The sequence below is a fragment of the Guyparkeria sp. genome (assembly GCF_046545975.1).
GTDB lineage: Bacteria > Pseudomonadota > Gammaproteobacteria > Halothiobacillales > Halothiobacillaceae > Guyparkeria.
In genome coordinates this window covers 16877-29724 of the sequence record NZ_JBKGYT010000013.1, presented here as the reverse complement: position 1 = coordinate 29724, position 12848 = coordinate 16877, and the positions used below count along the sequence as shown (strand labels likewise).

The 12848-nt window shown below is 68.3% G+C and carries 9 protein-coding genes; 4 read left to right on the top strand and 5 right to left on the bottom strand.

All coding sequences use genetic code 11. From position 1 onward, the window contains the following. Positions 1 to 1265, bottom strand: a 1265-nt coding sequence (locus ACLFMY_RS02445) for an NTP/NDP exchange transporter (protein WP_410762933.1), incomplete at its 3' end; no start/stop codon positions are given. A gap of 88 nt (positions 1266 to 1353) precedes the next feature. Between ACLFMY_RS02445 and ACLFMY_RS02440 the strand changes: the two genes are divergently transcribed. Next, positions 1354 to 2247, top strand: a complete 894-nt coding sequence (locus tag ACLFMY_RS02440; protein ID WP_410762932.1) for a serine hydrolase — start codon at positions 1354 to 1356, stop codon at positions 2245 to 2247. A 125-nt stretch (positions 2248 to 2372) separates the two neighbouring features. On the opposite strand, the gene ACLFMY_RS02435 is transcribed toward ACLFMY_RS02440, so the two are convergent. The 4 genes from ACLFMY_RS02435 to ACLFMY_RS02420 form a co-directional block, all read right to left on the bottom strand. Next, positions 2373 to 3641: a hypothetical protein gene (locus ACLFMY_RS02435; protein WP_410762931.1), complete on the bottom strand. Its 1269-nt coding sequence runs from the start codon at positions 3639 to 3641 to the stop codon at positions 2373 to 2375. Positions 3642 to 3684: 43 nt separating this feature from the next. After that, positions 3685 to 6699 (bottom strand): PEP/pyruvate-binding domain-containing protein, encoded by a 3015-nt coding sequence (locus tag ACLFMY_RS02430; protein ID WP_410762930.1) that lies wholly within the window; start codon positions 6697 to 6699, stop codon positions 3685 to 3687. Between the two features lie 99 nt (positions 6700 to 6798). Then, the gene (locus tag ACLFMY_RS02425) at positions 6799 to 7353 is read right to left on the bottom strand and encodes a PAS domain-containing protein (RefSeq protein ID WP_410762929.1); all 555 of its coding nucleotides are present in this window, start codon (positions 7351 to 7353) and stop codon (positions 6799 to 6801) included. A 341-nt stretch (positions 7354 to 7694) separates the two neighbouring features. Further along, positions 7695 to 8492, bottom strand: coding sequence for a dienelactone hydrolase family protein (locus ACLFMY_RS02420; protein WP_410762928.1), 798 nt, complete (start codon positions 8490 to 8492; stop codon positions 7695 to 7697). Between the two features lie 292 nt (positions 8493 to 8784). On the opposite strand from ACLFMY_RS02420, the gene alaC reads away from it, so the two are divergent. Genes alaC through ACLFMY_RS02405 form a run of 3 tightly spaced genes read left to right on the top strand, consistent with a single transcriptional unit; the run spans position 8785 to position 12777 of the window. Beyond that, positions 8785 to 9993 carry an alanine transaminase gene (gene alaC, locus ACLFMY_RS02415; RefSeq protein WP_410762927.1) on the top strand — a complete coding sequence of 403 codons (1209 nt, stop codon included), beginning with the start codon at positions 8785 to 8787 and terminating at the stop codon, positions 9991 to 9993. 29 nt (positions 9994 to 10022) lie between these two features. Continuing rightward, positions 10023 to 11336: a homoserine dehydrogenase gene (locus tag ACLFMY_RS02410; RefSeq protein ID WP_410762935.1), complete on the top strand. Its 1314-nt coding sequence runs from the start codon at positions 10023 to 10025 to the stop codon at positions 11334 to 11336. 4 nt (positions 11337 to 11340) lie between these two features. Beyond that, complete coding sequence (locus ACLFMY_RS02405; RefSeq protein WP_410762926.1) at positions 11341 to 12777, top strand: exonuclease domain-containing protein; 1437 nt, start codon at positions 11341 to 11343, stop codon at positions 12775 to 12777. The last annotated feature ends 71 nt before the right edge of the window (positions 12778 to 12848 follow it).

The window sequence follows — 12848 nt, the reverse complement described above, 5'->3', positions numbered from 1 at the left end:
TTCCAGACCTTGCCGCTCTCCGCGCGCAAGAGGATGTCCCGGTAGCGCACGCCCAGCCGGGTGAGGGTGAGCATCCATACCGCGCAGAAGCCGATGACCAGCCAGCTCAGGTGCGCGGTCTCGAGGGACCAGGGCAGCCACTGGGTGAGCAGCAGGATGAGCAGGGAGCCGGCGACCTTGAACAGGCGGTAGCCGAACATGTCGATCCAGGCCTTGGCGCGGAACATCAGAAGCGGCTCGATGGGGACGTACAGCAGTTCCTTGGAGGCGCGGTTGATCGAGTAGGACAGGCCGCGGTCGGCGATCTTGAGGAAGGCACCGGCCATCAGCGAGGCCTGCGACATGAACCACAGGCTGCCGATCGTCACGGCGATCGGCTGGGCGAACAGGCCGGCGAGCACGCCCAGCCAGCGGTGTACCAGCGGCGTGATGGCGAGGTTGATGCCGATGGCCACGGCGCTCATCACGCTGAAGAAGGCACCCAGCCAGGCGGTGCGCTCGTCGCGGCCCTCGATGGTGGCCTCGAGGGCCTTCATGAACTGGTACTCGATGATCGGCTCGGCGATCTGGGCGAGCAGCAGGATGGTGGCGATCAGCATCAGGTAACGGTGGTGCAGCAGGCTGCGCCAGTTGCCGTCGGTGGACGGGTCGTGGTTGGAGACGCCGGCCTTTTCCTCGTACAGGCCGAGCCTTCCCATGAGCAGGGTGAGTGCCACCAGCAGGCCGATGATGACGGCGGCGACGAGCAGCAGGTCCATGGTCTCGAGCCCGAGCTGGCGGATGAACAGGCTCGAGGCGACGCCGCCGACCACGCCGCCGACCAGCCCGCCGGTGGCGATCAGACCGTACCAGCGTTTGCCGGCGTGGGTGCTGAAGATGGTGTTGGTCAGGCTCCAGAACTGTTCGACCAGGATGACGCTGGTCATGTCGACGAAGATGTAGAAGGCGAAGGCCTGCACGAAGCCGCTGTCGCCGAGCAGGGGGAAGAAGATCAGCAGCAGGGCGATGACGATGCCGCAGGTGCCCAGCACCACGTGGAAACGCGAGTAGTACGCGATCAGGCGATGGTAGATGCCTATCGTCAGCCCGAGGGTCACGGCGGTGGCGATCCAGACGTAGGGCAGCAGGTCGGCGCCCAGCGAACTGATGAAGATCGAACGGCTCGCCGGCTTGAGGTGATAGACCGCGGCGATGATCAGAAAGAAGTTCGTGAACAGCAGCACGCCGCGCATCAGGTTGGGGTGTCGCTGGGCTGTTCGCTTCATCGGTGCTTGATTCTCACGCACATATCCTCATGACTTTACGGCAATATTGGGTTATGGTGCCGCAATCTTAAGCTTATGGGGGTGCTCCATGTTCCGGAGACTCTTGATTGTCGCCGCCCTGGCGACGAGTCTGTTTTCCGCCGCGCATGCGGCCCTGCCGGCGGATGCCGATGCCCTGCGAGACGCCGCCGACCCGACCCTGCAGGCCAGCCTGGAGGACCGTCTCGGCGAGCTGTCCCTCGACTCCAGCGTGGCGGCCGGTCAGTTGTCGGTGGCCCTGGTCGATGTCACCGATCCCGATCGGCCCCGGCTGGCACACGTCAACGGCGACGAGATGCTCTACGCGGCCAGCCTGCCCAAGATCGCCATCCTGTTCGCGGCCTTCCAGCGCATCGACGAGGGCAAACTGACGCTGGACGCGGAGACGCGGGATCTCATGACGCGCATGATCCGCCAGTCCTCCAACTCGGCGGCCACCGAGATGATCCACCGGGTCGGTCGCGAGTACATCAACGACCTGCTTCGCTCCCCCGAGTATCGCCTTTACGACGAAGAGCTCAATGGCGGGCTGTGGGTCGGCAAGGAATACGGTCGCGGGTCCGCCTACATGCGCGATCCCCTGCACAACCTCTCGCACGGTGCGACCGCCTTCCAGGTGGCCCGGTTCTACTACCTGCTCGAGACCGGCCAGTTGGTCTCCCCCGAGCTGTCGCGCGAGATGAAGACCATCCTCGGTGACCCGGGGATCAACCACAAGTTCGTCGGTGGACTGGCCGCGGCCGTGCCCGGTGCCTCGATCTACCGCAAGTCCGGCAGCTGGCAGGACTGGCACGCCGACAGCGCCATCGTCGAGCACGACGGCCGCACCTACATTGCCGTGGCGCTGGCGCAGAACCCGCGCGGCGGCGAATGGATGGAGCAGCTCATCGTGGAACTCGACGGCATCATCATGGAAACGCCCACCCGGACCGCCGGGCTCTGATCGGGACACGGACTTCCGAAACATGCGCAGTTGCTCCTGCGGGGGCAGCGAGCCGCTCTGGCGGGGATGCCCTGCAAGCGACCGTTGCCGCGAGGCAGGGGCCTCCGATGTCTGCCGGCGGCTGGTTACCGATGTCGTTCCTGCATGAGCCGATGCAGGCGGGTGGCGAAGGTCTGGTGGGCCACCGCGGAATTCACGTTGAGCACGTTCGAGGTCATCGTCACCAGGTAGACCCGTTCCGGGTCGTCGGCCGGGTGTTCGACGATCGCGACCGAGTGCATGTAGTTGTAGACGTTGCCGCGGTACTTGCCGCAGTCCGGGTTCTTCTCCCGGTCGCACTTGTAGAGCGAGCCGGACTTGAAGTAGACGGCCGCGTCCTGCAGTGCCGGTGACGAGGCATAGCGGATGCGACGCTCGGTCATGTACAGCAGGCGCTTCAATTCCCGGCTCGACCAGGCGTCGACCAGCTCCCCCTGTTCCATTTTCACCAGCAGTCGCATCAGCTCGCGGGTGGTGCTCAGGCTGTTGGTGCCCGAGATCCGCCCCTTGCCTCCACTGGTGAAGAAGGCCCCCTGGCGCAATTTTTCCGTGTCCAGCCCGTTGCGGGCGATCGGCTCGACCAGCGCTTCGAGCAGGATGTCGCGCCGCTCGGCCGGGGGGCGGTCGAACAGTTCCGCCTCGCGCTCGACCGGCACCGGGTACTCGTCGTCGAAGTGGTGCAGCAGTACCAGTTCCTTCATCACCGCGCTGGCCGCGGCATTCGAGCTCGCCGAGAGCGCCCAGTCGAGGTAGCTCCAGAGGTTGGCGGTATCGCCCACCTGTAGCGGCCGTCGCGTGAATCGTTTCGCCTCCCCGTCCCAGAACGGCACCGTGTGGCTGTCCCACTGGATGAACTCGTCGGCGGTGACCTGCGTCTCGCGCAGCAGGCGTTCGCGGGCCCCGATGTCGTCGGGGAACCGGTCGGCGATCGCCTGGAGCAGCGCCGTGGCCAGCATGACCTTGCCGACGCTGCCGGGTGTGCGCGTGGTCCGGCCGTTGTGCTCGGCGTAACGAGGCCGCTGTGGGTCGCTGATGTCCAGCACGCTGACGCTGTAGTGGGGTGCCTCGGCGCCCAGCAGGTCGACGACGCGGCGGGTCAGGTCGGCATCGACCTCGGGCAGTTCGAATTCCGGCTGATCGGCCAGGTGCAGGCGGATCTGTTCTCGGTCGAGCAGGGCCCCGGGGGGCAGGCGATTGCCCGCGATCTCGCCCTCGTTCGCCAGCCGGTAGCCTTCCAGGCGTTCGATGCCGGTCTCCTCGGCGGCGTCCAGCGGGTAGGCCCCGGCACCGGGGGCGGCCACGGCGAGCACGCCGCCGACGATCAACGGGGCGAGCCGGAACGGGACATGGTGCATGATCGGGTTCATACGTCGAGCATAGGTCATGACCGGACGGTGATCAGTCCCCGGGGCGGGGTGGTTGGTCGAGGTCGACCGTTCCGCCGCCCTGCGACTCGCGCTCCCGGTCGAGCTCGCCGAGGTACAGGTTGCGCCTGGCCTGGCGGTTCTCGACCAGGGGGCGGATCTGGAACAGTGCCAGCCGGCCGTCGCGAAAGCCGAACTCGATGTCCACCGGCGGGGTAGCCCCGTCCTCCTCGGGGAGCGGAAAGCGGGCCTCGACGTCGTTGGCGAGTTCACGCAGGGTGTCCACTTCTCCCGGCGAGAGCAGGTGGTCCGGTGCCCCGGCCGGGACGCGGCGCATGCCGCCGGCCGGGGCCGGCTCGGTACGGGTGGGGGCGGTCGCCTGGGCGAGCAGGCGGATCTCGCCGGTGTGACGGTGCACGCGCAGTTCCTCGGCGCTCTGCCCGTCGACGGCGCCGCCCACCCCTTCGTTGGCGGCGATGGTCATCCAGTCGCGACCACCGGTTTCCATGTCGGCGGTCACCAGCACGCCGGACTTGTCCGCGGGGACGGTCTGCTGCAAGAGCACGGCGGGATAGACGTGTTCCGGGTCGGGCATGTGCGCCTGGCGCCAGGCATGGGCGCGCTCGGTGAAGGGCGAGGCCCAGACCTCCTGGACGGCGTCCACGATGGCCTCGAAGCCGACCACGTTGGCGACCGTGCGGTTCAGGCCCGCCCCGGTGAAGCCGGGCAGGTCTTCGACATTGGTGTCGCTGCGCACGAACACGCCCGGGGTGTCCCTGTTGTCGAACTGTTCCTCCAGCGCACGGCGCAGCCGTTCTCGGAATGCCTCGCCGGGGTCGGTGCTCGTGATCCATTCGCGCAAACGGGCAAGCATCTCCCGCGTCTCGTCCCGGCGCCGCTCGGCGTCGTCGATGCCGGCCAGCCGGTCATACTCGTCGCGCATCCAGTCGAAGGCCGTCGGCCCGCCGGGCTCGATCGGGCGATCGAGCAGCTCGCGGAACGCGCCGAAGGGCACGACCAGCCCGGGACTGACCTGCCCGGGGTAGTGGTGTGCCAGTTCGCCGAGATTGGCGGCCTTGGGACCGACGCGACGCCCGGAGTCGCTGCTCCGCAGGTCGGCCAGGGAGATCATGTCGGTAGTCTCGAGGTCGAGCTTGTCGAGATCCGGGCGGATGGTCACGTCCTCGCCGCGGGGTTCGGCACCGAAGATCTCGTCCCATTCGGGACCGTCGGCGGCGAGCTGAACGCGGCCCGCGGGGGTTGCCGCGAGCACGACGCGCCGGCCGAGATGGCGCTCCAGCCGTGGCATCAAGCCATCGTCGACCACCGCGTTGGGGATGCCGAGGTTGCGGGCCAGCAGCTGCACGTGCGAGAGCGAGCTGCCCTCGCCACGGGTGAGGATGCCCGCGACCGGTGGCAGCTCGGGCGTGGTCGAGGGCATGAGGTAGATGCCGTCCGGGCGGAAATCGCCCGGGTCGTCGGGCGGTTCGAGCAGCACCCCACGGCGCAGTCCCGGGTTGAGCGCGCGCAGGCCGGTGGAGGTATCCTCGCCGAACACCTGGTGGCGCACGTTCGACCGGGCATGGGAGTCGTCGAGCAGCCTGTCGAGCACGCGCGTGTAGGGGAGCAGCGGGCTGTCCCGCAACCGGTCGGGGATGTAGTGGGTAGCCAGGGGCGTGATGGCGGACCAGTGCTCGACGGTGGGATCGAAGTGGTATCCCATCGCGCGCTGGGCCCACTGCGGGATACGCGCGAGGTAGCGCAGCTCCGCCTTCCATGTGTCGACATCGGGTTCGTCCTCGTCGGCCAGCTCGGCGATGCGGCGGGAGACGTGCTCCTTCTGGCGGGCCGAGAGCAGCCCGCTGCCGTGGAGCGCCGCGGAGAGATCGGCCAGCCAGGCGAGCTGCCGACGGCGGTCGGCTTCCCCGGTCGCCTCGGCCAGCCGGCTGCCCACGGCATAGGCCTCCTGTTCGAGTGTCAGGCCTGCCTGCAGCAGGCGCAGCCGGTCGGTGGGGTCGAGCCCGTCGTCGTCGAGAAACCGGTCGCGCCAGGCAACCGCGTATTCCGCGGTCAGGCCCAGGCGTGCGTCGAGTGTCCCGGCCCGGTCGAGCCGCTCGGCCGCCTCGCGCAGGATCGGCCCAACCGCACGGCCGCGGCTTTCCCCGGCCAGCGTCTCCAGTCTCCGGATCGCGGTCTGCGGTTCGTGGAGGACATCCAGTTCAGCGGCGAGCCGCCGGTAATCGTCGGCCAGGTCCGCCTGGCCTTGCTCCCGGGCGTACCGGCGAACCCGCTGGGCATCGCCGGCGTCGGGCATGCCGTGGATCTTCACGCGCAGTTCCTGGAAGCCGGGATCTTCCTCGGCGATCCGGGTGGACAGTTCCCGCACCCGGGTGGCGGCCGGGTGGTCGCCGTCCACCGGCAGCAGGCGGGCGGCCTCGCGCAGCAGCAGGTAGCGTTCGCCGCGGCGCCAGCCGGGATCGTCGACCATGGCGAGCAGCATCTCGCGGGCCTGGCGCTGCTCGTCCTCGACCTGGATCGCCCCCCGGTAGTAGCGCGCCTGGCGGAAGATCCAGCCGTCGTCGAAACGGATCAGGAAACGTTCGAGCAGGATCTGGCGGAGTTCGTCCAGCCGGGGCTCGGCACCCGCGTAATCGCCGGGGTCGAGGTCGGCGAGCAGGGTGGCGACGAGGTAGCCCTGTTCGCGGATCGCCACGGTGCGTTCGCTCCATTCGCCATGCTGCACGCCGCCGCCGTGCGGGCGACAGGCGTAGGGCTCGGGGGGCAGGATGGTGCCGTCCTCGCAGAACCAGCGGATCCGCTTGAACGGGCCGCGCGGCGCGGATTTCATGTCCTCGATCCATCCCCGCATTTCGGCGGGCCCCGGCGACGAGGGTGGCGAGTCGGCGAGCAGGGGCGTGACAAACAGTGCCAGCCCGGCGACTAGGCACGCGAGCAGGCCGCGCCGGCGTGACAGGGCGCGGGTGGTCACCGTGGGGGCGTTGGCGGACTGCGTTTGCTTGCTGCGGGACACGGCCGTGAACTTGTTCATCCGGGTCAGTGGGCGGCGGGCACGCTCCGTGCCCGGCTTCCTTTGGATGAGAGTAGCTCAACGGCACATCCCGCGAGCGGCCGTGCCGACCGGGCAGGGTCAGGCGCGGGAGGAGAGCACCAGCTGCTGCAGGTTGTCGTAGCCGCGAGAGCGGACGAAGCGGTTGAGTATCTGGTAGGCGGGTTCGAAGCGGCGGGCATCGGCGTGGCCCGACTTGCGCTCGGCCACCCGCATTTCGGCGAACAGCGTTTCCCAGTCCGGGATCAGGTCCGCCCGCGGCAGGAAACGGGCCGAGGTGTAGCCCACCCGCTTGCCGGCCTGCATGATCGGCGCGGCGCGCATCATCACCCAGTAGTGGTCGCCGTTCTTGCAGCGGTTCTTGACCAGGCTGAAGAACTCCCGTCCGGCCCCGATCTCCTCCCACATCAGGTGGTAGACCGTGTCGGGAACGTCGGGGTGTCGCAGGATGTTCTGCGGCTGGCCGATCAGTTCCTCGCGGGTGAAACCGGAGATCTCCGCCAGGGACTGGCTGGCATGGGTGATCACACCGTCGAGATCGGTCTTGGACTGCAGGGCACGGCGGCCGCCCACTTCCACGTTACGGTTGGTCACCTGCCGGATGTCGACCGGCGGCTGGAAGCCCATTGTCAGCATGTTCGCTCCTGGTAGTGCTGTTTTCTCGCCACGCACCTTCCGATCGGTGTCGGCCGGGCGGCGATCAATTGAAATCCGTTAAATAAAATGAATTCAACGCGGGTGCCGGGTGTCCGGTAGCGAACCGGCATACGGCGCCCGGCCGGGTTCTGCGGGCCGAACCACCCAGACGCGACCCGGCCCGACTTGTTATCCTTGTATACGGGACAACGAATCAAGTCGGGCCGGGTGAGGCGGAGGTTCTGGTCAATCGAATTTTCGTATCCTACCAGAGGCCGGAGGAGCACGCGAGCCGGGGCGACGTTCTCCGTCAGGCTTGCAGGGAAGGGGTCCGCGCCGGCTCAGAATGCCTCGTCGAGCAGGTCGGCGAATGCCTGCCAGGACTTGCGGTCGGCGCGTTCCTGGTAGGCTTCCGTGTCGAACACGGTGAAGGCGTGGGGCGCCCCTGAATACACCTCGATCTCGTAGGTGGCGCCCACGGACTCGAGTTCGCGCGACAGGGAGGCGACGTCGTCCATGGAGATCATGGAGTCGGCGCCGCCGTGGGCGATGAGCACCGGCGCCTCGGGGTCCTTCCACTGCTGGCCCTCGGGCGTGGCGAGCCCGCCGTGGAAAGAGGCGTACCCACGCACGTCGTCGACGATGCCGTTGCGGGCCGCCTCGAGGACGACCGCGCCGCCGAAGCAGTAACCCATGATCACCGCCGGCCCGGCCACGTCCTGCTCGCGGGCGAACTCGGCCCCGGCACGCGTGAGTGCCTGCATGCGGTCGCGATCCTTGTAGAGCCGTTCGGTCTCGGCCTTCTTCGCCCCTGTTTCTTGCGGGCGGTTGCCTTCGCCGTAAAGGTCGACGGCGAACGCGTCATAGCCCATGTCGGCGATCATGTCGGCGCGCTTGCGCTCGTAGTCGTCGATGCCGTCCCAGTCGTGGATGATCAGCACCGTGCCCCTTGCCTCGCCCTCGGTCTTCGACAGGTAGCCCTCGAAGGACTCACCGTCGACCTCGTAGGCCAGGTCCTCGCCAGCCGGCTGCCAGGCCAGCGCGCCGGGGCTGCTCATGCCGGCGCCCAGGCCGACGGCCACGGCGAGGGGCAGCAGGATGGAGCGGTGACGGGTTTTGTGCTGGTGAGGTGACGGCATGACTGGCTCCCGATTGGTTTGAATGCCCGGCGAGTATAGGCAACCGGTCGACGGGTATGCCCGGGTGCCGACGTGGCCCCGCCCGCCGACCGTGCGGTACCCCATGCCCGATACCGGCGGGGCCGATCGCCTGAGGCGGCGAATCGGGTGCCCGGTGCCGGTCTCGACATTGACAGTTTGGCCGCCGCTCCTTACTGTTCGTAGTCTTTGCCCGCTGTCGGCCCGCGTTCCGCGTCATGGGCCGGCAGCGGCGCTTTTCCGTTCCCATTCCACGCAACGTGTCAGAGTCCAAGTGAACGAACATTTCGCCCGCATCCAGCGACTGCCTCCCTACGTCTTCAACATCATCGGGGAACTCAAGGCGAAGGCGCGTGCCGCCGGCGAGGACATCGTCGATTTCGGCATGGGCAATCCCGACCAGCCGACGCCGCCGCACATCGTCGAGAAGATGGTCGAGGCCGCCCGTCGTGGCGACACGCATCGCTATTCGCAGTCCAAGGGCATCCCGCGGCTGCGCCGGGCCATCGCCAACTGGTACGAGCGCCGCTACGACGTCGAGATCGACCCGGATTCCGAGGCCATCGTCACCATCGGTTCCAAGGAGGGTCTCGGCCACCTCGCGATGGCGACCATGTCGGCGGGGGACACCGTGCTGGTGCCCAACCCGGCCTACCCGATCCATCCCTACGGCTCGGTGATCGCCGACGCGGACATCCGCCACGTGCGCCTGACGCCGGGCGTGGACTTCTTCGAGGAGCTCACCCGGGCGATCAAGGAAACCTGGCCCAAGCCGAAGATGCTGATCCTCAACTTCCCGGCGAACCCGACCACGCAGTGCGTGGACCTGGAGTTCTTCGAGAAGGTGGTCGAGATCTGCCGCGAGGCGGGCATCTGGGTGGTGCACGATCTTGCCTACGCCGACATCGTCTTTGACGGCTACAAGGCGCCGTCGATCATGCAGGTGCCGGGCGCCAAGGACGTGGCCGTGGAGTTCTTCACCCTGTCGAAGAGCTACAACATGCCCGGCTGGCGCGTGGGCTTCATGGTGGGCAACCCGACGCTGGTGGGCGCCCTGTCGCGGATCAAGTCGTATTTCGACTACGGCACCTTCACGCCGATCCAGGTCGCCTCGATCCTCGCGCTGGAAGGCGACCAGAGCTGCGTGGACGACATCTGCGACATGTACCGCCGTCGGCGCGACGTGCTCTGCGAGGGGCTCAACGCCGCCGGCTGGCCGGTCGAGCCGCCCAAGGCGACCATGTTCGTCTGGGCGAAGATCCCCGAGGCCTTCGCCCACATGGGGTCGCTGGAATTCACCAAGCTGCTCCTGGCCGAGGCCAAGGTGGCCGTCTCCCCGGGCATCGGTTTCGGTGACTACGGCGACGATCACGTGCGCTTCTCCCTGATCGAGAACGAACACCGTACCCGGCAGGCCATCCGCGGCATCAAGGCGATGTTCCGTGCCCACAACGTTCCCGTTCCGTCGGAGGGAGGTCAATGAGCCAGAACCGCACACAGGAAAACGAGGCGTTGCCGCCGGTTCGCGTCGGCCTGCTGGGTCTGGGTACCGTCGGCGGCGGCGTGGTCAACGTGCTGCTGCGCAACGCCGAGGAGATCGCCCGGCGTGCCGGGAGGCGTATCGAGGTGCTGCACGCCTCGGCGCGCAACCTCGACGCCCCGCGCATTTGCCCGCTCGAGGGCATCATGCTGACCACCGACCCCATGGAGGTGGTGGAGAACCCGGACGTGGACGTGGTGGTCGAGCTGATGGGCGGGATGAAGCCCGCCGGTGACCTGATCCGCCGCGCGCTCGAGCTGGGCAAGCCGGTGGTCACCGCCAACAAGGCATTGGTCGCCCACGAGGGGATGGAGCTGTTCGAGCTCGCCCAGAAGCACCACACCATGGTCGCTTTCGAGGCGGCCGTGGCCGGTGGCATCCCGATCATCAAGGCGATCCGCGAGGGTCTGGCGGGCAACCGCATCGAGTGGCTGGCCGGCATCATCAACGGCACCGGCAACTACATCCTCACCGCCATGCGCGACGAGGGCCGGGCGTTCGCCGAGGTGCTGGCCGAGGCCCAGTACCTGGGCTACGCCGAGGCCGATCCCACCTTCGATGTCGAGGGCATCGACGCGGCGCACAAGCTCACCATCCTCGCCGCGATCGCCTTCGGCATGCCGCTGAAGTTCGACGAGGTGTACACGGAAGGCATCTCGGGCATCGAGACCGACGACGTGCGCTACGCCGGCGAGTTCGGCTACCAGGTCAAGCACCTGGGCATCGCGCGTCAGCGCGAGGACGGCGTCGAGTTGCGGGTGCATCCCACACTCATACCCGAGCGTCGTCTGCTGGCCAATGTCGATGGCGTGCAGAACGCGGTGCTTGTCTGGGGCGATTCGGTCGGCCCGACCCTCTACTACGGTGCCGGTGCCGGGGCCGAGCCGACCGCCTCGGCGGTGGTCGCGGATCTCGTCGACGTGGTGCGCACGCTCACCGCCGACCCGATGCACCGCGTGCCGCACCTGGCCGTGGTGCCGGACCAGATCAGCGACATGCCGGTCGTGCCGATGGAATCGATCGCCACGGCCTACTACCTGCGCTTCGCCGTCGAGGACAAGCGCGGCGTGCTGGCACGCATCGCCCAGATCCTCGCCGACCACGAGATCTCCATCGAGGCGATGATGCAGAAGGAGATGACCGAGGACGAGCGCACGCTGCCGATCGTCATGCTCACCCACCAGGTGCGGGAGAAGGACATGGACGATGCGCTGGCCGAGATCGAGGCGCTCGACACCGTCCGGGCCCCGGTGGTGCGGATGCGCGTGGAGACCCTCGACGCTTGAACCGTTGACTGACCTTCTGCAACCCGGCATGCGCATGGAGGCGCTGGCAGCCCTGCCAGCGCCTTTCGACCGTCTGGCCTTCGTCGATATCGAGACCACCGGCACGCGCCCGACCCGCGACCGGATCACCGAGATCGCCGTCATCCCCGTCGACCGGGGCGTGGTCGGCGAGCCGTTTCAGAGCCTGGTCGACCCGGGCGTGCCGATCCCGCCGACCATCACCCGGCTGACCGGCATCAGCGGCGCCATGGTGGAGGGGGCGCCGGTGTTCGCCCGGCTGGTCGACGACTTGCTCGGCCTGCTGGACGGCCGCCTGCTGGTCGCCCACAACGCCCGTTTCGATGCCGGGTTCCTGCGCAATGCCTTCCGCGAGGCGGGGCAGGTGGCCGCGCTGCGCGAGCTGTGCACGGTCAAGCTGTCCCGGTTGCTGGACCGCGGCGAGCGTCGTCACAACCTCGATGCTCTGATCGCCCGCCACGGACTGCCCGTCGGCGATCGTCACCGGGCGATGGGCGACTGCCGGGCCCTGCCGACGCTGATGGCGCGCTTCGTCGAGCGTGACGGCGTCGAGGCGGTCCTGGAGGCCCTCGGGCGGCAGACCCGCCGGGCCAGTACCCCGCCCAACCTCGACCCTGCCCGCCTCGACGAGGTGCCCGCCGTGCCCGGCGTCTACCGCTTCTTCGGCGAGGAGGGGGCGCTTCTGTACGTGGGCAAGAGCGTCAACCTGCGCTCGCGGGTGCGTTCGCACTTCGCCGACGATCACCGCAACGACCGCGAGATGCGCATCGCCCAGCAGACGCATGACATCGACTGGATCGAGACCGCCGGCGAGATCGGGGCGCTGCTCACCGAGGCCCGCCTGGTCAAGCGCGAGCAGCCGATCTTCAACCGCCGCCTGCGGGCGCGCCGGGGCCTGCTGGCCTGGTACTGGGACGACGAGGCGGGCGCGCCGCCGACGCTGGTGCAACTCGATGCACTCGACCCGGCCGAGCTCGGCCGGGCACATGGCGTGTTTCGCTCGCGGATGAAGGCCAGCGAGCGCTTGAGGGAGCTGGCCAAGGAGTACCGCCTCTGCCCGCAATACCTGGGGCTGGAGAAGGGGGCGGGGCGGGCCTGCTTTGCCCACCAGATCGGCCAGTGCGGCGGGCTGTGCGCCGGGCGGGAACCCGAGATCGCCCACCGGCTGCGCCTGAAGCAGGCCCTGGGGCCGCTGGCGTTCGAGGCCTGGCCCTACCCCGGTGCGGTGGCGATTCGTGAACTGCGGGACGGGCTGGAGGAACGCCACCTGTTTCGCCACTGGCGCTACCTCGGCACGGCCCGCTCCGAGGCGGAAGCGGCCGAGCTGCTCGCCGGCGGCGATGACCACCCGCTGGACATCGACATGTACCGGCTGACAGTCGATGCCATTCGTGGTGGGGCGGTGGTCGAACCGGTGGAGTAGGACGGCCTAATCACGGCGGTCGAGGTAACGGCGGACGCGCTTCGCGGCTAAAGCCGCGAAATCTCTACAGG

What these genes read in the sequence shown, in the direction of transcription:
- ACLFMY_RS02435 (WP_410762931.1), bottom strand. Translation starts at nt 3,641, where the DNA reads ATGCACCATGTCCCGTTCCGGCTCGCCCCGTTGATCGTCGGCGGCGTG.
- ACLFMY_RS02430 (WP_410762930.1), bottom strand. Translation starts at nt 6,699, where the DNA reads ATGAACAAGTTCACGGCCGTGTCCCGCAGCAAGCAAACGCAGTCCGCC.
- ACLFMY_RS02440 (WP_410762932.1), top strand. Translation starts at nt 1,354, where the DNA reads ATGTTCCGGAGACTCTTGATTGTCGCCGCCCTGGCGACGAGTCTGTTT.
- ACLFMY_RS02420 (WP_410762928.1), bottom strand. Translation starts at nt 8,492, where the DNA reads ATGCCGTCACCTCACCAGCACAAAACCCGTCACCGCTCCATCCTGCTG.
- ACLFMY_RS02425 (WP_410762929.1), bottom strand. Translation starts at nt 7,353, where the DNA reads ATGCTGACAATGGGCTTCCAGCCGCCGGTCGACATCCGGCAGGTGACC.